24 protein-coding genes and 1 pseudogene are annotated in these 23,914 nt (G+C 68.8%); 12 read left to right on the top strand and 13 right to left on the bottom strand.

The window, feature by feature from the left end; all coding sequences use genetic code 11:
• The first annotated feature begins 51 nt into the window (after window positions 1–51).
• Window positions 52–1,035 carry a DUF418 domain-containing protein gene (locus ON31_RS18950; protein ID WP_218007357.1) on the top strand — a complete coding sequence of 328 codons (984 nt, stop codon included), beginning with the start codon at window positions 52–54 and terminating at the stop codon, window positions 1,033–1,035.
• On the opposite strand, the gene ON31_RS18945 is transcribed toward ON31_RS18950, so the two are convergent.
• The 3 genes and pseudogenes from ON31_RS18945 to ON31_RS18935 all read right to left on the bottom strand — a co-directional run.
• Window positions 1,007–1,840 (bottom strand): MHYT domain-containing protein, encoded by an 834-nt coding sequence (locus tag ON31_RS18945; RefSeq protein ID WP_039815470.1) that lies wholly within the window; start codon window positions 1,838–1,840, stop codon window positions 1,007–1,009. The two genes, ON31_RS18950 and ON31_RS18945, sit on opposite strands and share 29 nt — an antisense overlap.
• 292 nt (window positions 1,841–2,132) lie before the next feature.
• A complete protein-coding gene (locus ON31_RS18940) occupies window positions 2,133–2,789 on the bottom strand; it encodes an esterase/lipase family protein (RefSeq protein WP_051037467.1) in 657 nt (218 codons plus the stop codon).
• A 46-nt stretch (window positions 2,790–2,835) separates the two neighbouring features.
• Window positions 2,836–3,051: pseudogene (locus ON31_RS18935) on the bottom strand (NAD(P)-dependent alcohol dehydrogenase); the annotation flags it as partial.
• A 419-nt stretch (window positions 3,052–3,470) separates the two neighbouring features.
• On the opposite strand from ON31_RS18935, the gene ON31_RS18925 reads away from it, so the two are divergent.
• Window positions 3,471–4,397: an alpha/beta fold hydrolase gene (locus ON31_RS18925; RefSeq protein WP_039815464.1), complete on the top strand. Its 927-nt coding sequence runs from the start codon at window positions 3,471–3,473 to the stop codon at window positions 4,395–4,397.
• 365 nt (window positions 4,398–4,762) lie between these two features.
• On the opposite strand, the gene ON31_RS38580 is transcribed toward ON31_RS18925, so the two are convergent.
• Both ON31_RS38580 and ON31_RS18915 read right to left on the bottom strand, forming a co-directional pair.
• Window positions 4,763–5,041 (bottom strand): barstar family protein, encoded by a 279-nt coding sequence (locus tag ON31_RS38580; protein ID WP_370450459.1) that lies wholly within the window; start codon window positions 5,039–5,041, stop codon window positions 4,763–4,765.
• A gap of 779 nt (window positions 5,042–5,820) precedes the next feature.
• The gene (locus ON31_RS18915; RefSeq protein ID WP_039815460.1) at window positions 5,821–6,387 is read right to left on the bottom strand and encodes a CGNR zinc finger domain-containing protein; all 567 of its coding nucleotides are present in this window, start codon (window positions 6,385–6,387) and stop codon (window positions 5,821–5,823) included.
• Window positions 6,388–6,469: 82 nt separating this feature from the next.
• On the opposite strand from ON31_RS18915, the gene ON31_RS18910 reads away from it, so the two are divergent.
• A complete protein-coding gene (locus ON31_RS18910; protein WP_039815458.1) occupies window positions 6,470–7,645 on the top strand; it encodes an epoxide hydrolase family protein in 1,176 nt (391 codons plus the stop codon).
• Between the two features lie 58 nt (window positions 7,646–7,703).
• On the opposite strand, the gene ON31_RS18905 is transcribed toward ON31_RS18910, so the two are convergent.
• The 3 genes from ON31_RS18905 to ppgK all read right to left on the bottom strand — a co-directional run bounded on the left by ON31_RS18905 (window position 7,704) and on the right by ppgK (window position 10,798).
• Complete coding sequence (locus ON31_RS18905; RefSeq protein WP_039815456.1) at window positions 7,704–8,207, bottom strand: OsmC family protein; 504 nt, start codon at window positions 8,205–8,207, stop codon at window positions 7,704–7,706.
• A gap of 270 nt (window positions 8,208–8,477) precedes the next feature.
• Window positions 8,478–9,893 carry an RNA polymerase sigma factor gene (locus tag ON31_RS18900; protein WP_039815454.1) on the bottom strand — a complete coding sequence of 472 codons (1,416 nt, stop codon included), beginning with the start codon at window positions 9,891–9,893 and terminating at the stop codon, window positions 8,478–8,480.
• 146 nt (window positions 9,894–10,039) lie between these two features.
• Window positions 10,040–10,798, bottom strand: a complete 759-nt coding sequence (gene ppgK, locus ON31_RS18895) for a polyphosphate--glucose phosphotransferase (RefSeq protein ID WP_039815452.1) — start codon at window positions 10,796–10,798, stop codon at window positions 10,040–10,042.
• Between the two features lie 141 nt (window positions 10,799–10,939).
• Here ppgK and ON31_RS18890 point away from each other — a divergent pair, with 141 nt between their 5' ends.
• Window positions 10,940–11,866 (top strand): inositol monophosphatase family protein, encoded by a 927-nt coding sequence (locus tag ON31_RS18890; RefSeq protein WP_370450423.1) that lies wholly within the window; start codon window positions 10,940–10,942, stop codon window positions 11,864–11,866.
• A gap of 155 nt (window positions 11,867–12,021) precedes the next feature.
• On the opposite strand, the gene cei is transcribed toward ON31_RS18890, so the two are convergent.
• Complete coding sequence (gene cei, locus ON31_RS18885) at window positions 12,022–12,696, bottom strand: envelope integrity protein Cei (protein ID WP_039815451.1); 675 nt, start codon at window positions 12,694–12,696, stop codon at window positions 12,022–12,024.
• Between the two features lie 379 nt (window positions 12,697–13,075).
• Between cei and ON31_RS18880 the strand changes: the two genes are divergently transcribed.
• On the top strand, window positions 13,076–13,378 hold the full coding sequence (locus tag ON31_RS18880; RefSeq protein WP_029924101.1) for a DUF4193 domain-containing protein: 303 nt from the start codon (window positions 13,076–13,078) through the stop codon (window positions 13,376–13,378).
• A 224-nt stretch (window positions 13,379–13,602) separates the two neighbouring features.
• On the opposite strand, the gene ON31_RS18875 is transcribed toward ON31_RS18880, so the two are convergent.
• Window positions 13,603–14,073 (bottom strand): DUF3093 domain-containing protein, encoded by a 471-nt coding sequence (locus tag ON31_RS18875; protein WP_039815563.1) that lies wholly within the window; start codon window positions 14,071–14,073, stop codon window positions 13,603–13,605.
• Between the two features lie 82 nt (window positions 14,074–14,155).
• Here ON31_RS18875 and dut point away from each other — a divergent pair, with 82 nt between their 5' ends.
• Entirely contained in the window at window positions 14,156–14,656 is a 501-nt protein-coding gene (dut, locus tag ON31_RS18870) for a dUTP diphosphatase (RefSeq protein WP_029924103.1), read from the top strand.
• Between the two features lie 5 nt (window positions 14,657–14,661).
• Window positions 14,662–15,555, top strand: coding sequence for a DUF3710 domain-containing protein (locus tag ON31_RS18865; protein WP_039815561.1), 894 nt, complete (start codon window positions 14,662–14,664; stop codon window positions 15,553–15,555).
• A gap of 97 nt (window positions 15,556–15,652) precedes the next feature.
• Here the strand turns inward: ON31_RS18865 and ON31_RS18860 are convergent, their stop codons facing one another.
• A complete protein-coding gene (locus ON31_RS18860; RefSeq protein WP_039815449.1) occupies window positions 15,653–16,378 on the bottom strand; it encodes an alpha/beta fold hydrolase in 726 nt (241 codons plus the stop codon).
• Between the two features lie 141 nt (window positions 16,379–16,519).
• Here ON31_RS18860 and ON31_RS18855 point away from each other — a divergent pair, with 141 nt between their 5' ends.
• The 3 genes from ON31_RS18855 to ON31_RS18845 all read left to right on the top strand — a co-directional run bounded on the left by ON31_RS18855 (window position 16,520) and on the right by ON31_RS18845 (window position 18,560).
• Complete coding sequence (locus tag ON31_RS18855; RefSeq protein WP_029924106.1) at window positions 16,520–16,912, top strand: OB-fold nucleic acid binding domain-containing protein; 393 nt, start codon at window positions 16,520–16,522, stop codon at window positions 16,910–16,912.
• 204 nt (window positions 16,913–17,116) lie between these two features.
• Window positions 17,117–17,692, top strand: a complete 576-nt coding sequence (locus ON31_RS18850; protein WP_039815559.1) for a DUF3159 domain-containing protein — start codon at window positions 17,117–17,119, stop codon at window positions 17,690–17,692.
• A gap of 157 nt (window positions 17,693–17,849) precedes the next feature.
• Window positions 17,850–18,560: a sigma-70 family RNA polymerase sigma factor gene (locus ON31_RS18845; RefSeq protein WP_081592564.1), complete on the top strand. Its 711-nt coding sequence runs from the start codon at window positions 17,850–17,852 to the stop codon at window positions 18,558–18,560.
• A 47-nt stretch (window positions 18,561–18,607) separates the two neighbouring features.
• Here the strand turns inward: ON31_RS18845 and ON31_RS18840 are convergent, their stop codons facing one another.
• Both ON31_RS18840 and ON31_RS18835 read right to left on the bottom strand, forming a co-directional pair.
• Window positions 18,608–19,330 (bottom strand): potassium channel family protein, encoded by a 723-nt coding sequence (locus tag ON31_RS18840; protein ID WP_051037466.1) that lies wholly within the window; start codon window positions 19,328–19,330, stop codon window positions 18,608–18,610.
• Window positions 19,331–19,332: 2 nt separating this feature from the next.
• On the bottom strand, window positions 19,333–19,998 hold the full coding sequence (locus tag ON31_RS18835) for a potassium channel family protein (RefSeq protein WP_039815448.1): 666 nt from the start codon (window positions 19,996–19,998) through the stop codon (window positions 19,333–19,335).
• A 209-nt stretch (window positions 19,999–20,207) separates the two neighbouring features.
• Here ON31_RS18835 and ON31_RS18830 point away from each other — a divergent pair, with 209 nt between their 5' ends.
• Window positions 20,208–22,199, top strand: a complete 1,992-nt coding sequence (locus ON31_RS18830) for an APC family permease (RefSeq protein WP_039815447.1) — start codon at window positions 20,208–20,210, stop codon at window positions 22,197–22,199.
• The gene (locus tag ON31_RS18825; protein ID WP_039815554.1) at window positions 22,192–23,898 is read left to right on the top strand and encodes a class I SAM-dependent RNA methyltransferase; all 1,707 of its coding nucleotides are present in this window, start codon (window positions 22,192–22,194) and stop codon (window positions 23,896–23,898) included. The genes ON31_RS18830 and ON31_RS18825 overlap by 8 nt, the downstream gene beginning before the upstream one ends.
• The last annotated feature ends 16 nt before the right edge of the window (window positions 23,899–23,914 follow it).

Genomic DNA, 23,914 nt, shown 5'->3' with positions numbered 1-23,914 from the left:
CCGGCCGTTCGGCCGATGCCGGACGGATGCCACGGCGGCCAGCATGAGGGCATGCGACGACTGCCGAGCCTCGATGTCCTGCGTGGATTCGCGCTGTGCGGAATCCTCTTCGCCAATGCGCCTGCCATACTGCGGCTCGAGCCGGTGCGCGACGGTGCGCTCGACCCCGTCCCGCGGGTGCTGGAACTCGCCGTGTACGGGCGGTTCTTCCCGCTGTTCTCGCTGCTGTTCGGGATCGGCTTCGCGCTCATGTGGCGCTCGGCACGCCGCCGGGCGGCGGCGCCGCGCGTGGTGCTGCTGCGGCGGATTCTCGCTCTGGCGGCGCTGGGTGCGCTCCATCAACTGCTGCAACCGGGGGAAGCGCTGCTGCCGTACGCCATCGCGGGGCTCACGGTGTTGCTGCCGTCGACCTTCCTGCCGCAGCGGTGGGCGATCCCGGTGACCGGTGCGGCGGGTGCGCTGCTCACCGTCGCCGGGGTCGCGCAGGGTGGTGGCCTGGTGCTGGTGCCCGGGCTGTTCCTGCTGGGGTTCGCGGCGGGCCTGGCCGATCTGCCGCGACGATGGGAAGCCGTTGCGGGCCAGGCACTGCCGACAGCCGCGCTGGTGTTGGTATCGGCCAGCGCCGCCGGAGTCCTGTGGCAGTGGGGGCATCCGGAGGCCGGTGCGGCCGTCGGGCTGCTCATGGCGGCGACCTATGCCTGCCTCGTGTCGATGCTCACTCGCACAAGGGCTTTCGCGGTGATCACCCCGGTGCTGGCGGCGCTGGGCCGCACGGCGCTCACCAACTATGTGGCGGCCACCCTCATCGTGGTCGGCCTGCGCTTCGCCGCGCGGTTCCTCGGCATCGTTCCGGACGCGCCGCGGGCCTGGTCGCATACGGTCGTGCTGTGTCTGCTGATCCTCGCGGTTCAGGGGGTGGTCTCCCGGTGGTGGCTGAGCCGCTTCGACCAGGGGCCACTGGAGTGGTTGCTGCGCAAAGCATCCTGGGCCGGGGCGGACCCGGCGGTCAGGGTCGGTAGCGGGGCGGCTGCGTAGTCGTGGTCCGGGGTGCGGCCGGGTTGCTGCCGGCCAGCGACCACGGTTCGGGCGCCGGCGTCCGCGGCAGCGTCTCGCGGCGGCTGCGCTCGTCCACCTCGGTCAGTCCCACGTGGATGAGCAGGACCAGGGTCACCATGCTCACCGAGATCATCAGCGGCGCAAGCAACTCCATGGCTCCCGCGCCGGAGGGCGTGGTCGGGTTCGCCGCATGGTGCGCGCTCATGGCCGCCATGCCGGTGTAGTGCATGCCGCATACCGCCACACCCATGATCAGGGCCGCGCCGATGGTGGCGAGGATTCCGTTGATGTGCAGCGTGAACCACAGCGCCACCGTCGCCGCCACCACCGCGATCACCATGGACAGCGTGACCAGCGCCGGGTCGTACCGGACGATCGCATCCGATTTCATGGCGTACATTCCGGCGTAGTGCATCGCACCCACGCCCGTTCCGGTGATCGCGCCGCCCACCGGCAGCTCCCACCGTCCCCGCCGTTCCCGCGTCACGATGGACAGTCCCAGCCACACCACCACCATGGCGATCCCGGCGCTCAACAGCGTGATGGGTATGTCGTAGCGAATCGTGGCCCCGTGAATCGAGAATCCGAGCATGGCGATGAAGTGCATCACCCAGATCCCGGTGCCCCCGATGGCCACCGCCGCCGCGATCAACCACCCGCGCCGTCCACCACCGGCCCGTGCCCGTGCCGTACATCGCAGTCCGAGCAGCGAGCCCGTGACGGACATGACATAGGCCAGCACGGGCGTCACCCACCCGTAGCTGAAGTGATGAATTTCGAGCACACGAACTCCATTGCCGGAACAGGGCTTTGGCGCTTCACCGCCGCGATCGAGCGCGAACCTTACCGCCCGGTAGCGGCTTTGTGAAATTGAAAGGCCATTTTTCCTCGAAACTCGTTCCAATTGGTGATAGCTCGAAGTTTCCGCAGGTGGCGGGCAATTCACGGGCGAATCGACCGGGGCTGCATGCGCTCGAGTTGCTGGAACCGCACGGACGTGTGCCCGCCGGTGACACTGGGCGCGTTCGGGCCGGTTCCATCGGATGCTCGACGCGGCCGAGGACTGTAGGCGTGGATCAGGCGGGGCAACGCCCGACGAGGGCGTCACGGACGGCGGCGATGAACTTCGGATCGCCGGGTTCGTCGGCGTGCTCCACATCGGGAATCTCGGCGCGGCACCAGTTTTCGCCGATGACGTCGTGGCGAGTGGCGTCGCGTGAGCTGTTGAGGAAGGTGTAGGTGACGGGCGCGGGGGTGGGATCCCCGGTATTGAGCTGGATGATGAACGGGTTCACCGGGCACATCTGACCGCCCTGGTCGGGTGCCAGCAGGCAGGCGGGAGCGTAGCCGCGCTGACCAGTGCCCATGGAGATGTAGCCGCGGGTGGTGTCGGTGCCGCCGAGGAATCTCAGATAGTGGCGCGCGGACAGTCCGCCCATACTGTGGCCGACCAGGCTGACCCGTTCGTGGCCGTGCGCGCGCCGGGCCCGCTCCGCGACCTCGGCGATGGTGCGGGCATTGGCGAGGTTCTCGTCCCCCGGCAGGTCGACCACGTACACCGGGTACCCGTCTCGTTCCAGGGCCGACCGCATCGCGTCGAACTGGGCCACCGATCCCCGCCAGCCATGGATGAGCAGCACCGGTTCGCGGCCGGTGTCCGCGGCGGCGGGAGTCGCGGAGTACAGCCCGGCCAGCAGGGTGACGAGGATCGGCAGCACGCAGCGAAGCCACATCGGTTGATACCTCTCGGGTCGGCGGAAGTGGCTGGTAGTGGACGGATTACGGCACGATGACGGCTCGGCCGCGCAGGGTGCCCGCGGCCGGTCGCCGAGACGCCTCGGGTGCGTCGTCGAGGGTGAAGCGTTCCACCGCGATGTCGAGGACGCCCTCGTGCGCCAGGTCGATCGGTTCGATCAGCTCGGCGCGGGCACCCCGGTACGGTGCGCTGACCGCCGCCTCGTACGGGCTGATACCGAAACCCACACGGGCGGCGGATTTCCGTGGAACCTCCCGCACCTCCGGCTCCGAACCGACGGCCACATACCGCAGCGCCCTCACAGCTGTCCTCTCGGTCGAGTCACATATGGTGCGCGCCTGAGAAATGCCGAGCTACAGCTGTCGAGGTTAACGCACTCGTCGCCGCTGTTCGCCGTCGATGCGCCCGACGGGGTCGTCGGTGCGCGCGAGGCCGTCTCTCGATTCGGCTGCTGCTCGGCGGGTGTCGGCGGGCTCGGACGTGACGGTCGAGACGAAGCCGATCGCGTTCGCGCTCCGCTATCGGGGCTCGGTGCGGTCCGTGTGTGCGGATGACCCGGTGGCTATCGCGAGGCCGGAGGCAGCGGTCCAGCGCTCTCCGCAAGCCTCCGGTGTGGCCGCGGTGCGGGTAACCGCCTGGGCGGTGTGGTCAGCCTAGGCTGAGTGTCATGGCAGCCGACGAGTACTTCCTCTCGCCGAACATCGGTAGACCGGCTGAGGCGGTGGGGTACTTCGCCGATCGCGCCGGGTTCGACCGCTTCGCCGCCGCGTACCGCGACGGCATGGCAGCGATGCCCGTACCGGATGAGATGGTGGCGGTATCGACATCATTCGGTCCGGTGCGGGCGTACCGATTCGGGAGCGGCGGTGGCCGCCCGCTGGTGCTGCTGTCGGGTCGGCAGGCCTCGACACCGATGTGGCGGGCCAATCTGCCCGCGTTGCTCGCCGACCGGACGGTGTGGTCCATCGACAGTATCGGCGAACCAGGTGCGAGCACGCAGCTCGCACCGCTGGTCACCCCGGAGGATCAGGCGACCTGGGTGGCCGAGGCGATCGCCGGGCTCGGGCTGGACCGCCCGCATCTGCTCGGAGTGAGCATCGGCGGGTGGCTCGCGACGCGGGTCGCGATCCATCGGCCGGAATCCGTGGCCACGGTGACGCTGCTGGATCCCGCGAACACCTTCGCACCCCTGAGCTGGAAGATGATCGTCGTTTCGCTGGGCAGCGTGCTGCCCGGAATGCCTATGCGCCTGCGGTATCGGCTGCTCGGCTGGATTTCCGGCGGCGCGGAGGTAGACGATTCGGTGCCCGAGGGCAGGCTGATCGCCTCGGGCATGCGGGATTTCCACAGCGCCCAGCCCATGCCAGCGCGACCGACCGAGGCGGAGTTGACGGTAATCAAGGTCCCGGTGCTGGCAATTCTGGCCGGGCGCAGCATCGTTCACGACGCCGAACGGGCCGCGGCGACCGCGCGGCGGATCCCCGGCGCGGACGTCGAGGTGTGGGCGAGCGCGTCACACGCGATCAACGGGGAGTTTCCGGAGCGGATCGCCGAGCGGTTCGCGACCTTCACACAGCGCCGCTAGGCAGTGCGTTCCGATAGTCGTCTCCAGATGGTCGGAGCCATGCAACGCCGCGCAGGAGGGCCGCGCCGTAGCTCTCGCCCTGACACAACGACCGACGGGATCGGCAGGGGCCGACACACGACCCCACCACCAGCATTCTGACCGATGCTGGCAAGGGCATTCTGCGGACCGCCGGGTCGGCAGCGCCGGAGTGGCCAGCACATGACCCATACCGCTGAACGCTCGCTTCAGGACTGCCGTGGCACCTGCGGGCGAAGGCCGTGTTCAATCGGGGTGCGGGCCGTAGCAATCGCAGCAGACAAGCGCTGACCGAACGCGGCGAAAGTCTGCGCCCGCATCGCGATGGGCGCATTCGGGCGGGACCGCTATCGCAGGATGACCTCGATACCGTTCTCATCGAAGATCTCCAAGAGCAGATCGAACAAGGTTCGCCCGGCATCCACGGCTGGGTCCGTCAGCAGATGCTTCCGTGCTACGTCGGAGTGCAGCCATTCCAGGGTGAATGGGTTGGAGGCGCCCCATCCGCCGCGCAGGCAGTCGCACAGAGCGTCGAGGTTCCAGCCGAAATAGCCCCCGGGGCCGTTGATCGCTTCACCGAGCGCGCAGTAGAAGCTGACGATATCGGTGACAGCGTGTCCATCCAGCGTGAAGACTTGACCCGGGCCAGAATCCGGCCTGCCTCGGCGCTGGTAGGCACTTGTCCAGAGTGCCACCGCCAACCACGCGATCCTGTTCTCGGTGTCGAGCCGTTGCCAGATGTCGCGACGGTTCATTCCACCGTCACGGCTCAGGTTCCATACCCATTCGCCACCGAAACGCGCGTTATCGCAGTACAGCGTCACGCCGAGATCGACCGAACCCGAATCCGGGCTCGACGGACGAGCCGTGGTTACCGTCATCTCGGAGACGAAATAGGAGCCCATGGAAACACCGTTGGAGTCGAGAACGTCCAGAGAAGCACCACCGACACGGACTCCGTCAGCAGCCAAGGACCCCAGGCACTTCCGCAGTTTCCCCTGTGGGTTACAGCCCAGAAGCTCGACCTCGAGCAGCTGTCCCTCGGACCGTACTGCGAAAAGTCCCCGGACATCGTGCGCGATGCCCCAGGGTTCGTCATCGTCGTCACCTGTCAACGCGCACATCCCCAAGCCATCGGCTTGATCGGCTGGCATCTCCACTCCCTTCGCGAGCCGCCCATCCTATGCAGTCGCGCACTGGCGCGGACAAGCGAGAAGTCCGGTAAGGCGCGAGTTCCGCACGTGCGCTTGCTCCCCGCGCCGTGGAGGCCGCCGGTTCGGCACGGGCACCGCGAGATCGCCGCTCGGTGCTCGTAGACCTTGATGTGGCAGTAACTCACGCATGGGGAGATCACGGCGGCGGACGTAGCCTTGGCCGCGGTGATCGCCGGGCGTCCCGTCGAAGGCTATCTTGTCGAGTTGCTTTGGTTGGCTTGGAAGCGCGCCTTCTTCTGGCGGTTCCCGCAGGTGTTCATGTCGCACCAGCGGCGGGTGCGGCTTCGGCTGGTGTCGAAGAAGGCGGCTCGGCAGGTGGGGGAGGCGCACAGGGCCAGTCTTCCGTCGCGTTCGCCTGCCAGGATGTCGATCGCGTCGGCGGCGATGACGCCCAGGGCGTCTTCTACGCAGGACGGTGCGCTGAGCCGCCATTGCCGGTTGCCGTCGGGGGTCAGGATCGGTGCGGCTCGGCCGTGAACGCTGCGGTCGTTGATGACTCGGACTGCTGCGGTTGGGAGGGGAGCGTGGGTCGCGGCCGCGGTCGCGGCGGCGTGAATGGATTCTCGTAGTTCCCAAGCGAGCTCGAGCTGGGCGACGGTGCAGGAATCCACGGCCAGTCCGTTCACCACCAGCCAGTCGACGAGTCGTTGCGGGGTGGGAATGCGCTCCACGGCGTCGCCGTGACGCTCCGACAGCGTTCCCGTGAAGCTGGTTGCCAGCACAGTGCCGAGACGGAAATCGGGGAACCGGGCAGCCATGGAACCACCTTAGCCGGTTGCGCGTCGAGATTGGGCCGTGTTAGAACCGGCTAAGCCGGTTCTACGATGGCTAGGAGGTCTCATGCCCCGACCGACCAGCGATGTACAGGCATTCGAAGCCCACGCACCCGATGCCGAACTCGACGATCTGCGCGCGCGGTTGGCCGCAGCGCGGCTGCCGGAACCCGAGACGGTCCATCGCCCCGCGCCCGACCCACGGCGATGGGACCAGGGCGTGCCCCTCGCGGATCTCGTCGATCTGGTGAACTACTGGCGCACCGGATACGACTGGCGCTCGTTCGAAGCGCGCCTCAACCGGATCGGCCAGTTCCGCACGACCATCGACGGTATTCGTGTCCATTTCCTGCACCGCCGATCCACACGTACGGACGCCACCCCGCTGATCATCACGCACGGGTGGCCCGGCAGTATCGCCGAGTTCGTCGACGTGGTGGACGAGCTGGCGGAACCGAAAGACGTTGCGGCTCCCGCATTTCACGTCGTGGTCCCGTCGCTGCCGGGATTCGGCTACAGCGACAAGCCCGCCACCACCGGCTGGGGAATCGAAAAGATCGCTGCCGCATGGGTGGAACTGATGGGCAGACTCGGCTACCGCGAATTCGTGGCCCACGGCGGCGACTGGGGCGGAGTGATCACCACGGTCCTCGGCGGCAGATTCCCCGACCACGTTCTCGGCATCCACACCGTGACCCCGCAGGCACCGCCCGGACTGACCACGGACGGGCTGACCGCGACCGAGCGCGCCTGGACCGAGGAAACCCGCGACTTCTGGGGCAGCCGCCGCGCGGCGTACGCGAAGCAACAGGCGGCGCGCCCGCAGACCATCGGCTACTCGCTCGTCGACTCACCGGTCGGCCTGCTCGCCTGGATTCTCGACAAATTCGCCGAGTGGACCGATACCGAGGACAGCCCCTTCGAGGCGATCTCCCGGGACAGAATCCTTGACGACGTCACCCTCTACTGGCTGACCCGGACCGGCGCGTCTGCGGCCCGCATCTACTACGAGAGCCACAACTCGCTCGACCCCGAACTGCGCGTCGACGTCCCGTCGGCGATCACGGTGTATCCCCGCGATATCGAGAAGTGCCCGCGCCCTTGGGCACAGCAGCGCTTCCGGCGGATCGTTCGATGGACCGAACCCGGCACCGGGGGACACTTCCCGTCGCTGGAGGTACCCGAGTATTTCGTCGAGGATCTGCGAGAAGGTCTCGCGGCCGTACTGGCTGCCGGTCGGTAGCGCGGCTCGGGGTGAGGCAACGTCCCGGGCCTCCAGTATTGGCCGAAGCGGTTGGGTGTCAGGGTCGACGCACCACGATCGACGGCGGCACGGCGAGCGACCTCCCCACCGCGCAATAGCGCTCGGTGAGCGTGGCGAGCCGGGCCAGGGCGTCATCGTCGGCATCGGTGTCGACGGTGAAGGTGAGCACCAGATCCTGAACGCCGATCGGCGCCTCACGATCGACACCCAATGTGCCACGGGCGTCGAAGCAGCTCTCGGCACGCCCCTCCACCGAATGCAGTCGTACACCGGACGCCGTCGCGACCGAATGCAGCGTCACACCCGCGCAGGCGAGCACTGCTTTGAGCAACATGTCGCCCGAGCACGCATCCGATCCATCACCGACGGTGGCGCGGTGCAAACCCGCGCGACTCACTCCGGCGAACTGGCCGACATCGAACGTGACCCCCGGCGAAGCGATCCGGCCCGTCGCGCGCAGCGGAGTGCGCGCGGAGGCGGGGTCCTGACGGTATCGCTCTTTCAGCGGCGCCTGGGCGGCGCGCAGCGCTGTCGCGTCCATGATCTGACGGTAGCCCGATGCGGCGGCGATTCGGAGTCGACGCGACCGATATCCCTCGACGGTTCCGTCGGGACACGCAGTCGTCGGGCACGCGACGATACCCACGATGAGGAGTCTCCGCCGGGTGCCGCAGCTCAGCGATACGCTGTCCGGCGACCCCGCGTTACCAGTCCCTGAGCTCTCGGCCCTCCACCCGCACTGCGAGATCTGTTGAACCGCAAAGAGATCGGGCCGCCGAGCAGATGCTCGGCGGCCCGATCTCGGTGATCGCTAATCCAGATAATCCCGCAGGACCTGGGAGCGGCTCGGGTGGCGGAGCTTGCTCATGGTCTTGGATTCGATCTGGCGGATGCGTTCGCGGGTGACGCCGTAGACCTGGCCGATTTCGTCCAGGGTGCGGGGCTGGCCGTCGGTGAGGCCGAAGCGGAGACGGACTACGCCCGCTTCGCGCTCGGAGAGGGTTTCCAGGACGGACTGGAGTTGGTCCTGGAGGAGCGTGAAGCTGACGGCGTCCACCGCGACGACGGCTTCGGAGTCTTCGATGAAGTCGCCGAGCTGGCTGTCGCCCTCGTCACCGATGGTCTGGTCCAGGGAGATGGGTTCACGCGCGTACTGCTGGATCTCGAGGACCTTCTCGGGCGTGATGTCCATTTCCTTGGCGAGTTCCTCGGGGGTGGGCTCGCGGCCCAGATCCTGGAGGAGTTCGCGCTGGATGCGACCGAGCTTGTTGATGACCTCGACCATGTGCACCGGGATGCGGATGGTGCGGGCCTGGTCGGCCATGGCGCGGGTGATGGCCTGCCGGATCCACCAGGTGGCGTAGGTGGAGAACTTGTAGCCCTTGGTGTAGTCGAACTTCTCGACGGCGCGGATCAGACCCAGGTTGCCTTCCTGGATCAGGTCCAGGAACGCCATGCCGCGGCCGGTGTAGCGCTTGGCCAGCGAGACGACCAGTCGGAGGTTGGCCTCCAGCAGGTGGTTCTTGGCGCGGTTGCCGTCGCGCATGATCCAGTTCAGATCGCGGCGCAGCTGGACGTTGAGCTTCTCACCCTTGTCGGCGTACTCCCGGATCTTCTCCGTGGCGTACAGACCGGCCTCGATGCGCTTGGCGAGTTCGACCTCCTCCTCGGCATTGAGGAGGGCGACCTTGCCGATCTGCTTGAGGTAGGCGCGGACCGAGTCGGCGGAGGCGGTGAGTTCGGCGTCCTTGCGGGCCTGTCGCAGCGCCTCGGACTCCTCCTCGTCCCAGACGAAGTCGCCGGACGCCTTGTCCTTGGCGGTCGGCTCGTCGGCCTCCTCCTCGGTTTCGGCTTCGGCCTCCTCGGCCTCGTCCTCGGCCTCGTCGTCCTCGACTTCGAGCTCCTCGTCGCCGAGGTCCTCCTCGTCGACCTCGAGGTCGCCCAGGTCGTCGATTTCCAACGACTCGTCGTCGAGGTTCTCGGTTTCGGCGCCGTCGGCGCCCTCACCGGCCTTCTTGGGGGCCGCCTTCTTCGCGGCCTTGGTGGCCTTGGTCGCCTTGGCGGTCTTCTTCGCGGCGGTCTTCTTGGCCGCCGTCTTCTTGGCAGCGGCCTTCTTGGCCGGAGCCTTCTTAGCGGCAGCCTTCTTGACCGGCCGTGCTGCGGTGGTGTCTGCGGAGTCGGCAGCGTCGGCCGATTCGGCGGTCTCTCGGGTATTCGTGGCTACCACGTACGCCCTTTCGTGACGGTTTCGTGCGGCGTCACGCCAGAGTGGTCATCCGGCGGAGCGGTTCGGTCGGGGGTTCCGGCAATCGCCGGGTTGGCTTTCCGGCTCACCGCCGGGCTTGTTCCATTGTAACGATCGAACCTGGCTGCTTACGGTGCGATACCGGCATCGACGGCCATGGCGGCTCCGACGATGCCCGCGGTGTTCTTCAAATCGGCCGCCACCACGGGGGTTCTGTTGGTCAGCAACGGGATCCACTGCTCGTAATCCCGACTGATCCCGCCGCCCGCCACGAAGACATTCGGCCAGAACAGATTCTCCAGGGTGACCAGCACCTTGCTCACCTCCTCGGCCCACTGCGGGTAGGTCAGGCCGAGCCGATCCTTGATCGACGCGGCGGCGAGATGCTCGGCCTCTTGGCCGCCGACCTCGACGTGTCCGAGTTCGGAGTTGGGCATCAACACGCCGTTGTACATCACCGCCGATCCGATACCGGTGCCGAAGGTGAGCAGCACCACCAGACCGGTCAGTTCCTTCGCCGCGCCGTAGCGGTCCTCGGCGAGTCCGGCGGCGTCGGCGTCGTTGAGCACGGTGACCTCACGGCCGCCCAGCGCCGCGGAGAACAGGGCGCGGGCGTCGGTGCCGATCCAGTTCCGGTCGATATTGGCGGCGGTGCGGGCGATGCCGCCGATCACCACGCTCGGCAGGGTGATGCCGACCGGTCCCTCCCATCCGGCCTGGGCGACCAGCTTCGCCACCGCCTCGGCGACGGCGTTCGGGGTGGACGGCTGCGGCGTCGGAATCTTGATGCGCTCGTGGACCAGTTCGCCGTCGGTGAGATCCACCGCGGCTCCCTTCACCCCACTGCCACCGATATCGATGCCGAACGCGTGCCCCCGAGCGGACATGACGACTCTCCTCGTTCTCTCCTGATAAGCCGGTACACCATCGTGGTCGCCCGCCACATCGCGTCCTGCACCGGCGTATGAGCTGTGTCGTGCCCGACAAGCCTAATGCGCGTTTCGCCGGATCTGTGCTGCGATGGATGCGTGCCGGACTCCGATTTCACTTCGACTTCCACTTCGACCTTCACTTCGACCGCATCGAACACCACCGACGGCCCCGATGGGACCGATATCGCCGAACTGCGCCGTGTAGCGGTACTTCTGGCCGAAACCGCCGCCGCGCACGTGCGCTCCCGCCGCCCCGAGGTCTTCGGACCGCACGCCCGCGAATCGGACGCCGTGCAGGCCAAGAGCACGCCGACCGATCCGGTCACCGTCGTGGATACCGAGACCGAACAGTTGGTTCGCAAACTGCTGGCCGAACTGCGCCCACACGATCGCGTGGTGGGGGAGGAGGGCGGCGGCTCACTCGACGGCGACGCCGTGCACTGGGTGGTGGACCCCATCGACGGCACCGTGAACTTCCTCTACGGCATCCCGGCCTACGCCGTCTCGGTGGCGGCCATGCGGGACGGGCGTTCGCTGGCGGGAGCGGTGGCCGACGTGGCGCACGAGGTGATCTACAGCGCGGGGCTGGGGCAGGGCGCGCACCGGCTCGAACCCGGTGCGGACCCGATCCCCTTGCGCTGCAATGCCGTGGACAGCGCCGCCATGTCGCTGGTGGCCACCGGCTTCGCCTACGCGCGCCACCGCCGCACCCGGCAGGGGCGGCTGATCGCCGAACTGCTGCCGCATATTCGCGACATTCGACGTGTCGGGGCGGCCGCGCTGGATCTGTGCATGGTCGCCGAGGGGCGCGTGGACGCCCACTACGAACACGGTTTAAATCTCTGGGACTGGGCCGCGGGAGCGCTCATCGCGGCGGAAGCCGGTGCGCGCCTGCGCCTTCCGGCTCCCGAGGCGTCCGGTGCCGAGGGCGCGCTGACGGTCGCCGCCGCGCCGGGCATCGCCGACGAGCTGTTCGGGCTGCTGGAGGAGCTGGGCGCGACCGAGGCCATTCCGGAGAGCTGAGGCATACCGGGCGGCTGACGGCGGCACGGGGACGGCTGGGGCGCTGTATCGCACGGCTGGGGCGCCGGACAGGCGTGGGGCCGTGAACCACGGTTCACGGCCCCACGTCGATCGGGCTGGACAACCCACCGGGCGGCAGGTTCGGAGAACTCAGGTCAGCACTTGGCCGTCCGGGCGGCGTCGAGCAGGGCCGGGTCGATGGCCGGTTCGCTGCCGGGTGCCGGATTCTTCAGCGAACGCAACACCTCCTCGGCGTCGGTGCTGGGCCGCACGTCGCGGAACAGCGAGCCGAGCACCAGGTCCACGCTCTCGTCGGTGCGCTGGTCCTCGATGAGTTCGGCGCAGGGCGCCACCAACTGCACGGAGGCGGCGGCCGCGCGGCCGTTCACGCCGTAGCGGATCTGCCCGCTGCACTCCAGATCGCCGTTCACGTACACCGTATCGTTACCGAAAGCCTCTGCCGCGGGCGCGAATCCGAGATCGCTGAGCTGCGAGGCCACATGGGTGGCCTGGCCGCGCTGGCCGTTGGCGTTGAGTACGCGGACCTTGGTCTGGGCCAGTGCCGCCGGTTCCACATCCCGCAGCCGCGAGGGGGACACCCGCTGACCCAGTTCGGTCGCCGCGGGGGCGTCGGTGCTCTGCGCGGGGCTGGGGGAGTTGCAGCTCATGGCGCCGGAGTCGCGCGCGTCGCGGGTGAGCGCGCCCCACCAGACGAGCAGGCAGATCACGGCGAGCGCACCCACCAGCGCCGCCCACGGTTCCCAGCGGCGTCGGATGAAGGGTCGGCCCTCGGAATCGGTCGCGGTGCCTCGAGTGATCAGTGAAACCACCCTCACACTCTACGAAAAGGTCTCGCTCACGGTGCGGAAGGTCTCGGCGAGTTTCAGCAACGGTGACGATTGCCCCTCAGTTTCGACTCGTGTGTGTTTTGATTGCGACTTTTGTCGTGGGGTCCGCTATTGTCTGGCGGCCAGATCGGATCATCCGAGGTGAATCGGGGGTGCGATTTCGGGAACAACAAGGGCATGTCCTGCGTTGACCGAGCGCGATCAGGGACGGATCCACCGGGTCCGGACCGGTCAGTGACCGGTGTGCGTCGTGACGTACACCACGGGCGGGGCGGTGCACCCCGATCCGATTCCCCTCCAGGGGGTCGGTGAGAAGTGCGTCGGTCCGGGATATACGGAGTAAGGACGAGGGGAAGACGACATGGCAACCGACTATGACGCACCGCGGCGCAGCGAGACCGACGAAGTGTCGGAGGACTCGCTGGAGGAGCTGAAGGCTCGCCGCAACGAGGCCGCGTCCGCTGTCGTGGATATCGACGAGTCCGACACCGCGGAGTCGTTCGAGCTTCCCGGCGCGGACCTGTCCGAGGAAGTGCTCTCGGTCCGGGTGATCCCGAAGCAGGCCGACGAGTTCACCTGCTCGAGCTGTTTCCTGGTGCACCACCGCAGCCGACTGGCCGAGGAGCACGGTGGCCAGCTGATCTGCATGGATTGCGCGGCCTGAGAGCCGGACACTGTTCGGCGAGGGGAATTGGAGTCCGCGCTCGGACGGCCGAGCGCGGTCAGGACCGTGTCGAGTTCCGCAGCGCGGCTCGACCAGCCCAGGTCCACTGTGACCAGCGCTGCACGACCTTGTCGGGGCCCACTCGGCGTGGCCCGACGCGGCAGGGGTTCGACCGAGCCCCGCACGACCTGCCGGGTCCACCAGCGCGGCCCGGCCGACGGGGGTCATCGACCGAGCGCTGCCAAGACCTTGTCGGGCCGACGCGTACTGACCAGCCAGTACGGCGTCGGGTCGTCGGGGTCGTCCAGCACCAGCAGCACCATGGGGCCGATCCAGGCCCGATGCTGGACATAGGCGGCCGGGTCGAGCTGCCGGCCCAGTGCCGCGCTCTTCGCGCTGGCGGGCACCGCCGCCGCCCGCGCCACGAACGATGCGGGCAGATGCGCCCGGTCCGCGCGTAGTTCCGGCACCCCGGCCGCGTCGCGCGTCACCTCCACGCGGTGTCGCGAAAACCACAGCAGCACCCACACCACTATCGGGAACAGCACCGCGTAGGGCAGCCATGCCCGCAATCCCGGTGCGCCCATGTGGATTTCGGCGGCCAGCAGCCCGGCCACGAGGAAGCCGGCCGGCCACCACCACAGCGGCACCCAGAGGCGCTCGCGGTAGAGGGTCGCGGTCTGCTGCTGTTCCATGGTCACCTGTGACGGGAGCTGGTCGGACACGACCCCAGACTAGGTCAAGGGGTGCGGCTCGGAACGCGTAGGCTCGGCATACGTGACCGGTATTCCACCTATTCCGTTGCTGCGGCTCGATCCCGGCATCCCCGTACCCACGCGTGCCCACGCCGGCGACGCGGGTGTGGACCTGTGCACCACAGAGGACGTCATCATCGAACCCGGGGAGCGGGTGCTCGTCGGCACCGGGATCGCCGTCGCTCTCCCGATGGGCACCGTGGGGCTCATCCATCCGCGGTCCGGACTGGCCGCCAAGCACGGCCTCTCCGTTGTCAACACCCCCGGCACGGTCGACGCCGGGTACCGCGGCGAGATCAAGGTGTGCCTCATCAATCATGATGTGCGTACCCCCATCGAGCTCCGGCGCGGTGACCGCATCGCCCAGTTGCTGGTGCAGCGGGTGGAGCTGGTCGACTTCGTCGAGGTGGAGCAGCTCGACGACACCGCTCGGGGCGCGGGAGGATACGGATCGAGCGGAGGGCACGCGAGCCTGTCCGAGGGGTCCGGTGGGGCGGGCGTGGCGACCGGCAAGGAGGCATGACGATGGTGTTCGGACGGAAGAGAAAGCGCTCCGACAGAGAACCCGAGGAGCGGTTCGACGACGAGTACATCGACTACGACGAGTCCGAGTATCGGGACACCGACTACCAGGACGCCGACTATCGGGACGCCGACTACGACGACGAGTACGCGGACGAGGCCGACAGCGGCTACGACGATGCCGCGGCCCACTTCGCCGAGCGCACCGGGCCCTACGACTACGACGACGTGTCCGAGTTGCTGGCGAAGGTCGCCGATCAGCGCCTCGATCTCGGCTCGGTGATCGTGCCGGTGCCGCCGGGCGGCCAGCTCCAGGTGGAGATGACCCCCGAGGGCAGCCCGCAGGCGGTGCACCTGGCCACTCAGCACGGTCGTATCACCGTCGCCGCCTACGCAGCGCCCAAGTCGCCGGGGCAGTGGCGGTCGGTGGCGGCCGATCTGGCGGACACGCTGCGCAAGGACGGCGCGCAGGTATCCGTCCAGCAGGGGCCCTGGGGTCGTGAGCTGCACGCGGTGACCCAGGGCGCGGATCTGCGCTTCATCGGCGTGGACGGCCACCGCTGGATGGTTCGCCTGGTCGCGGCCGGTCCCTCCGGCGCGGCCGATGAGGGCCAGCCCCTGGTGGCGGCGGCGCGGGCGATTCTGGGCGAGACGATCGTCCGGCGCGGCGACGAGCCGCTGCCGGTGCGCGAACCGCTGCCGGTGGTGCTGCCGCAGGAGCTCGCGGATCAGCTCGCCGCCGCCCACCAGCAGCAGCTGGCGGCGCAGCAGCAGGCGGTGGCGGCGCAGATGGCGGCCATGAACACCGGGCAGCATCCGGTGATCGCGCCGACCGAGCCGGACCAGCCGCGCCGCGGTGCCGAGGGTTCGGCCATGCAGCAGCTGGGGTTGAACGGCTGAACGGCCCCGAACAAGTAACGGACGCAGTGTGATACGGCCCGCTCACCGACGGTGAGCGGGCCGATTGCGATATCGGGCACAGTGACCGTGGGAAGGGTTACGCCGATGTGGTGGGGCGCACGGTGGTTCGCAGCAGCGCTGGGACGCCGCGGCGGCCCAGCACGCTCGGGTCCGCGCCGAGTTCTTCCAGGGTGATGCGGTGCAGTTCGCCATGGGGCAGCAGGGCGGTCCACTGTTGCGCCACCGTGATCGGATGCACCGGATCGTCGACCGCGCCGATCACCGCGACCGGTGCGGTCACGCGCGCCAGCAGGTCCGGTTCGGGCCAGCCGTAGGCGGCGGCCTCGTCGAGGAAGCGCGGCAGTTCCGGCCACTGGGCGCGCCAGGAGCGGGTGAGGGCGTCGGCCAGCCAGGCCGGGCTGGAGGCGCGCATGCGGGCGGTCACGGCGTCGATTCCGTCGGAGCGCAACTGGACGGCGGTGGCGGCGGCGGAGCGGGCGGCGGGACAGTCGGTGGCGTCGGCTCCCGTCCACGCGGGCAGGGCGGCCACCACACCGGCGGTGCGGTCCGGATGTCGTGCGGCCCAGTCGGCCGCGACGGCCGCGCCGAGTGAGATTCCGGCGATCAGCACCGGCCCGGAGCGGGCGGCGGCGTCCAGGGCCGCACGGTAGCTCGCGACCACGCCGCGCGCATCCGGATCGACCGCGTGCAACGGCAGATCGACTGCGGCGCAGGCGGTTTCGAACGCACGCCGGGCGAAGTGGGCGTCGGATCCGGTTCCGGGCAGAGCGACGGCGATCGCCGGACGGGGTAGCTCGGGCACCCGGATGAGGCTACTCACGTCGGGCGCGCGTGGCGGGGGCAGGCCCACACCTCTACAGTGGCGGTGTACGGCCGAAGCCGGTCGTGTGGGAAACCCGACGACGTGAGACCCACGCCGTCTTGCTCTACAGGGAAGTGCGAGATGCCATCCTCGGGTGGGAAGGACACACCCTCCGGTTATTTCCGGCGGTTGAGCCGTCGGCTGACCGAGGACCTGGATCGATTGGACGCCGAGGAACTCGCCGAGACGTCGGAGGCGTCGGGGGCCTGTCGGGCGTCGGAGTGTCGACGGGGTGAAGAGGTCACCATGCTGGGTCGGCTGCGCAGTGTCGAAGCCTGTCCCAAGGCGGCCGGCGCGGAGGTCGAGGCGGAGTTCTTCGACGGCACCGACAGCATCGCCCTGGTGTGGATCGGGCGTCGCCGCATCCCCGGCATCGAACCGGGACGTAGGATTCTGGTCCGCGGCCGGATCGGTGAACGCGCCGGCGGCAAGGTGATCTACAACCCCTACTACGAACTCCACGAGAAATCCTGAGGCATGCCGATACCGAGCAGCGACGACAAGGGTACGAACTTCCGGACCGCCGGACAGCCGGGCAGCGTCGACGACGCGGCGCTCGCCGCCGCCGAGCGACCCATTTTCGATGACGCGGACCAGGCCCTGCTCGCCGCTGCCGACCGCGAGGCCGCCGCGGAGGAGGCCCGCGAGGAGCGGGTCGAACAGTCGCTGCTCGAGCAGATGGGCGGTTTCAGCGGCCTGATCTACTCGTCACTGCCCGTTGTGGTGTTCGTGCCGGTGAATACCTGGCGCGGCCTCACCACCGCCATCTGGGCGGCCCTGGGGGTCGCTACGGCCATTCTGATCTGGCGGATCGTGCGCCGCGATCCGGTCCAGCCCGCCATCTCCGGATTCCTCGGGGTGGGCGTGTGCGCCTTCATCGCCTACCGCATGGGTGAGGCCAAGGGCTTCTTCCTGTTCGGCATCTACGCCAGCCTGGTGTACGCGGGCGCGTTCGTGCTGTCGCTGCTGGTGCGCTGGCCGCTGGCCGGTGTCATCTGGGGTTTCCTGAACGGCCACGGCAGCGACTGGCGGTCCGACCGGCGGGCCATGCGCCTCTACGACCTGGCCACCGCGGTGTGGGCGGTGGTGTTCAGCGCCCGCTACGTGGTGCAGAACCACTTCTACGACGCCGACTCCACGGGGCTGCTGGCCGCGGCCCGCATCGCCATGGGCTGGCCGTTGACGGCGGTGGCCCTGCTGGTGACCGTCTGGGCGGTGCGCCGCGCCGGGCACCTGCCCGCGCGCAAGCCCTGATGCGCGAGCCCCGGTTTCCGGGGGCACTTATCGCGCGAAGCGCGCCGGACGCAACACCTTTGGGGGCATCGGTGGCATAAAGGTGGATCCCAACCCACCCCTGGGGTACCTATTTCGGCGCTCCGGTTCGCAGCAACATCGTTTGTGACAGGAAACGATGAAAGGACCGGAGTTGGTTACCGAGGGCAAGGCAGCGGCGACGTCGGACATCCGCGACGAGGGGCGCGGGTCGGCGGCGCAGGGCGCCTCGCGCCGGCATCTGGCGGGGCGGGGTTCCAAGAACAGTGCGGCGACGTCGGAGAGTCGCCGGGCGGCAGCCGAATTGGAGAAACTGATCGGACCGGCCGCCAACGGTGACAAGCACGCGGTATCGGACATGCTGCGGATCGTGTATCCGCTGGTGCGCCGCTACTGTGCGGCCCGCATGAGCGGCGCGGCCCATCTGCACGTCACCACCGACGATGTGGCGCAGGAGATCTGCCTGGCGACCGTGCAGGCGATTCCGCGCTACCGCGACCAGGGCAAGTCGTTCCTGGCCTTCGTCTACGGCATCTCGGCCAACAAGGTGGCCGACGCCTACCGCCGGGCGCAGGTGCACCCGGCCTATCCGGTGGCGGAGTTCCCGGACGAGCCGAATACCGAGGCGGGGCCGGAGGAGCGGGCGCTGGCGTCGGAGGCCAGGGCCGCCACCCGGGAACTCATGAAGGTGCTGGCCCCCACCCATCGTGAGGTGCTGGTCATGCGCATCGTGCTGGGGTGGACGGCCGCGGAGACGGCGGAGGCGATCGGCACCAGTCCGGGCGTGGTGCGGGTCATGCAGCATCGCGCGCTGAACAAGCTGCGCGCCGAGTTGCGGGCCGCGTCCTGAGCGCCGGGCCGGATCGAACGCCCGCGGCGGATCCGGTCCGGAGCGGGTCAGGAGGCGAAATCGGCTCCGGTGGAGAACTCCGCCGGGGTCGCGGCCGTGCCGGAGCCGAAACCATTGACGCCGAGGGCCTTCCGTAGCTCGTCCTCGGCTTCCACGGAGGTGACGAACAGCAGTTCGTCCTCCCCTTCGAGCGGGTCGTCGCCCTGCGGCACGATCACCCGGCCGCCGCGCAGAATGGTCACCAGCGCGACGTCGCGGGGGATGGCGAGGGTGCGAACGGCCTTGCCCGCCAGCGGCGTATCGGTCGGCAGTGTGATCTCCACCAGATTGGCCTGACCCTGGCGCAGGGTCATCAGCCGCACCAGGTCGCCCACCGACACCGCCTCCTCCACCAGGGAGGCCAGCAGGCGCGGTGTCGAGACGGCCACGTCCACGCCCCAGGACGTATCGAACAGCCACTCGTTGCGTGGGTCGTTGACGCGCGCCACCACCCGCCGCACCCCGAACTCGGTCTTGGCGAGCAGGCTGAACACCAGGTTCACCTTGTCGTCGCCGGTGGCGGCGATGACCACCTCGTAGGTCTCGAGGTCCGCTTCCTCGAGCAGTTCCAGTTCGCACGCGTCGGCGTGCACCCAGACGGCGGTGGGGGCGACGGTGGGGTCGATGTGGTCGAGGCGGCGTTCGAGCAGCATCACCTCATGGCCGCCGCGCAGTAGTTCCTGGGCGATGCTGCGGCCGACGGCTCCGGCCCCGGCAATGGCTACCTTCATGATCAGTCCTCGTGGGCGGGTGCGGTGGTGGCCAGGGCGACGGCCTCGCCGACGGTGCCCGAGGTCGCGGCGATGTAGACGGCGTCGTCCGCCTGCAGCACGGTTTTGCCGGTGGGCAGGACGCCCTGTCCGAAGCGGATGATGAACGCGACGCGCGCGCCGATCGTGCCCTCCAGATCGGTGACGGTGCGGCCGTACCAGTCCTCGTGCAGTGTGAGTTCGGTGACCGCGACGGTGCCGGTGGGGTCGCGCCAGGAGGTGCTGGCCTGGTCGGAGACGAGGGTGCGCAGGAAGCGGTCGGTGGTCCAGGGCACGGTGGCGATGGTCGGGATGCCCAGCCGTTCGTAGACGGCGGCGCGTTTGGCGTCGTAGATGCGGGCGACCACGCGTTCCACGCCGAAGGTTTCGCGCGCGACCCGCGCCGAGATGATGTTGGAGTTGTCGCCGGAGGATACGGCGGCGAATGCGCCTGCCCGTTCGATTCCCGCGCGAGTCAGGACATCTCGGTCAAATCCGACACCGGTGACGCACATTCCGGGAAAATCACGGCCCAGGCGCAGGAAGGCGCTCGAGTTCTGGTCGATCACCGCGACCTCGTGACCGATGCGGACCAGGGCCCGCGCGAGGGAGGAGCCCACGCGCCCACACCCCATGATCACTACGTACACCGTTCGAACCCCATTCCCGAAAACCGCGGTGTGCGGTCTGGTTGCTTGTCCGGGGGGCAACCGTACCGCCCATGTTCCTCCGAGGCCACGTTCCCCCTCCTGAATGCTTTCAAACCGGAACGAGAATTTCTCACATCGAAGAGGTGCATATCGGCCGCCCGGCCGCGCCGCGAATAACGCATGCCCCGGGCTGCCTTATGCTGCCTCGAGTGTCGAAGTTGACGACGGCCGCCAAACGCATGGTGGTGGGCCGCCCCTTCCGTAGCGATTCCCTGGGGCACACGCTGCTACCCAAACGGATCGCCCTGCCGGTGTTCGCCTCCGATGCGCTGTCGTCGGTCGCGTACGCGCCGGAGGAGATCTTCCTGGTGCTGTCGGTGGCCGGGCTGTCGGCGTACGTGTACGCGCCGTGGATCGGCCTCGCCGTCGCGGTGGTGATGGCGGTCGTGGTGGCCAGCTACCGGCAGAACGTGCACGCCTACCCGTCCGGCGGCGGCGACTACGAGGTGGCGACCAAGAACCTCGGGCCCACGGCGGGCCTCACCGTCGGCAGCGCGCTGCTGGTGGACTACGTGCTCACGGTGGCGGTGTCGATCTCCTCGGCGGCCTCCAACATCGGTTCGGCGGTGCCGTTCGTGGCTACGCACAAGGTGCTGTTCGCGGTGGTGGCCATCGCGCTGCTGACCGCCATGAACCTGCGCGGGGTGCGCGAATCCGGCACCATGTTCGCCATCCCCACCTACGCCTTCATGTTCGGCATGTTCGCCATGCTGATCTGGGGTTTCTTCCGCACCGACGTGCTGGGTGAGACGGTGCACGCCGAGTCCTACGGCTTCGAGCTGCAATCCGACGAGGACCATCTGCTCGGCATCGCGCTGGTCTTCCTCATCGCGCGCGCCTTCTCCTCCGGCTGCGCGGCCCTGACCGGTGTGGAGGCCATCAGCAACGGGGTGCCCGCCTTCCGGAAGCCCAAGTCTCGCAATGCCGCCACCACCCTGCTGCTGCTCGGCGTCATCGCCGTCACACTGTTCATGAGCATGATCGTGCTCGCCCAGCGGGTCGGCATCGTGTACGCGGAGAATGTGAAGGACCTGGTCGGCGCGCCCGCGGGCTATGAGCAGAAGACCCTGATCGCGCAGCTGGCGCACGCGGTGTTCTCCGAATTCCCGATCGGGTTCTACTTCATCACCATCGTCACCGCGCTGATCCTGGTGCTGGCGGCCAATACCGCCTTCAACGGATTCCCGGTGCTGGCGTCGGTGCTGGCGCAGGACCGGTTCCTGCCCCGGCAGCTGCACACCCGCGGCGACCGGCTGGCCTTCAGCAACGGCATCGTCTTCCTGGCGGGTGGGGCCATCGCCTTCGTGGTGCTGTTCGGCGCGGAGGTGACGCACCTCATCCAGCTCTACATCGTCGGAGTGTTCGTCTCGTTCGTACTGAGCCAGACGGGCATGCTGCGGCACTGGACGCGGCTGCTGCGCACCGAGACCGATCCGGAGCAGCGGGCGCGGATGAAACGCTCACGGGTGATCAACGCCATCGGTCTCACGATGACCGCAGCGGTGCTCATCATCGTGCTGGTCACCAAGTTCCTGGCGGGGGCATGGATCGCCATCGTCACCATGGCGTCCATCTTCGGGCTCATGAAACTCATTCGCCGCCACTACGACACGGTCGCGCGCGAACTCGACGAGACCGAATGGGACGGCGTGCTGCCCAGCCGCACCCACTCCATCGTGCTGGTGTCCAAACTGCATCTGCCCACCAAGCGCGCCATCTCCTATGCCCGCGCCACCCGGCCCGACACCCTCGAGGCCATCACCGTGAACGTCGACGAACCCGATACCCGCGCGCTGGTGCGGGAATGGGAGCGCAGCGATATCTCGGTGCCGCTCAAGGTGATCGAATCGCCCTACCGCGAGATCACCAAGCCGGTGGTGGATTACGTGAAGCGGCTGCGCAAGGATTCCCCGCGCGACGTGGTCACCGTATTCATTCCCGAATACGTGGTGGGCCGCTGGTGGGAACAGCTGCTGCACAACCAGAGCGCGCTGCGGCTCAAGGGCCGCCTGCTGTTCGAACCCGGCGTCATGGTGACCAGCGTGCCGTGGCAGCTCAGCTCCTCGGCCAAGGCCCGCCGCGAGGGCGAGGTCAGCGCACCGGGCGCGATTCGGCGTGGATTCGGTGACGGGCGTGGGTGATTGGCGCGGAGCCGAACTGGAGGTACGTCTCGGACCACCCGGGCACGGCGGCTTCTGCGTGGCCCGGCACGAGGGGCGGGTGCTGTTCGTCCGGCACGGTCTGCCCGGGGAACTGGTACGGGTCCGGGTGACCGAGGACCGTGGCGGCTCCTTCTGCCGCGCCGAGGCGTTCGAGATCCTGGAGCCGTCGCCGGACCGGGTACCGGCCCTGTGCCCGGTCTCGGGTGTCGGCGGCGCGGGCTGCTGTGATTTCTCCTACGCCACCCCCGAGGCACAACGTGAGCTGAAGGCGATGGTGGTCACCGAGCAGTTGCGGCGGCTGGCCGGATGGGAGACCGAGGTCGTCGTCGAGCCGATTTCGGTGGATCTCGGGCCGCTGCGCCGGGCAACGGGCCCGAATCCGCCGCGGCCGTTCTCCGGACCGGTGCCCACCGGCGGCACCGGCGACACGTCGGCCGCCACGGCGTGGGCGGACGGCGCGTCGGTGCCCGGCGGTTCGGTGCCGGGAACCGCCGCGATTCCGGATGGCGGGCGGCCGGGTGATCACGGGGCCGGGGAACTGATCCGGGGCTGGCGCGGCCGCGTGCGGTTGGCCGTTGACGCCGAGGGGCGGGCCGGGGTGCACCGGTATCGCGGGACCGAGGTGATCACCGATCTGCGCTGTCCGCAGCCGGTGACCGGTGCGATGGCGGGGATCGCCGAGCGCAGGTGGACGCCCGGGGCGGATCTCGTTGTCGCCGTGGACGGGGACGGGCAGCGACATATCGTCGAACTGGCCCCGCCGGAGGTCGGCGAGGCAGGTGGTCGGCACGCTGGGCGAGGCGATCGGCGAACCGGATACCGGGCGCCGGGTGGTCGCGGCGGCGGCCGTGGAGCACGGGGAAACGACCCCCGCCGACATGACCGCTCGGACGGTCGCCGAGCCGGTGGCGCGGACCGTGATCGCCGCGCTGGCACGGACAATCGCCGCCGGGGCAGCGCTGAGCACGACTACCGGGGCGGTTCGGGCGATCACCGGCGAGATGACCAGATCGGGGATATCCGGGGTAGCGGAAGCGACGATCGCCGGGGTGCCGCCGCGCGGCGGGCGGCGGCGCATGCTCCGCGTGCCGAGACCCTGGTCGAGGGCACCGGCCGGGCGGTTCAGTATGTCGCGGGTCGCCGCTGGGAGCTGTCCGCTACCGGGTTCTGGCAGCCGCATATCGGTGCGGCGCAGTGCTATTCGGATGTGGTGGCGGAATGGGCGTATGCCTCGCCCGGTGCGCTGGCCTGGGATCTGTACTGCGGGGTCGGCGTTTTCGCGGCGCGGGTGGCCGAACAGGTCGGGCCCGCCGGGGCGGTGTCGGGTGTCGAATACGCTCGGACAGCCGTCGCCGACGGCGCCGCGTCCCTGCGCGACCTGCCGTGGGTGGACCTGCGCGCCGAACGGGTCGAGCGTTGGATCGCCGAACAGCCCACGGCCACACCGGAAGTCGTGGTGCTCGATCCGCCGCGGGCGGGTGCGGGCAAGGAGGTGGTCGCGGCACTCACGGCGCGCTCACCCCGCCGCATCGTGCACATCGGCTGTGACCCGGCCGCCTTCGCCCGTGACATCGGCCTCTACCGGGCCGCGGGCTACCTGGTCACCGAGTTGCGCGCCTTCGACGCCTTCCCGGGCACCCATCACGTGGAATGCCTTGCGCTGCTGGAACGCTCGTGATCAGGAATTACGCTCC

This window comes from Nocardia otitidiscaviarum NBRC 14405, assembly GCF_000308635.1.
Taxonomy (GTDB): Bacteria; Actinomycetota; Actinomycetes; order Mycobacteriales; family Mycobacteriaceae; genus Nocardia; species Nocardia otitidiscaviarum.
Note: the sequence above shows the minus strand (reverse complement) of the source record. Positions and strands in the feature narration are given on the sequence as shown.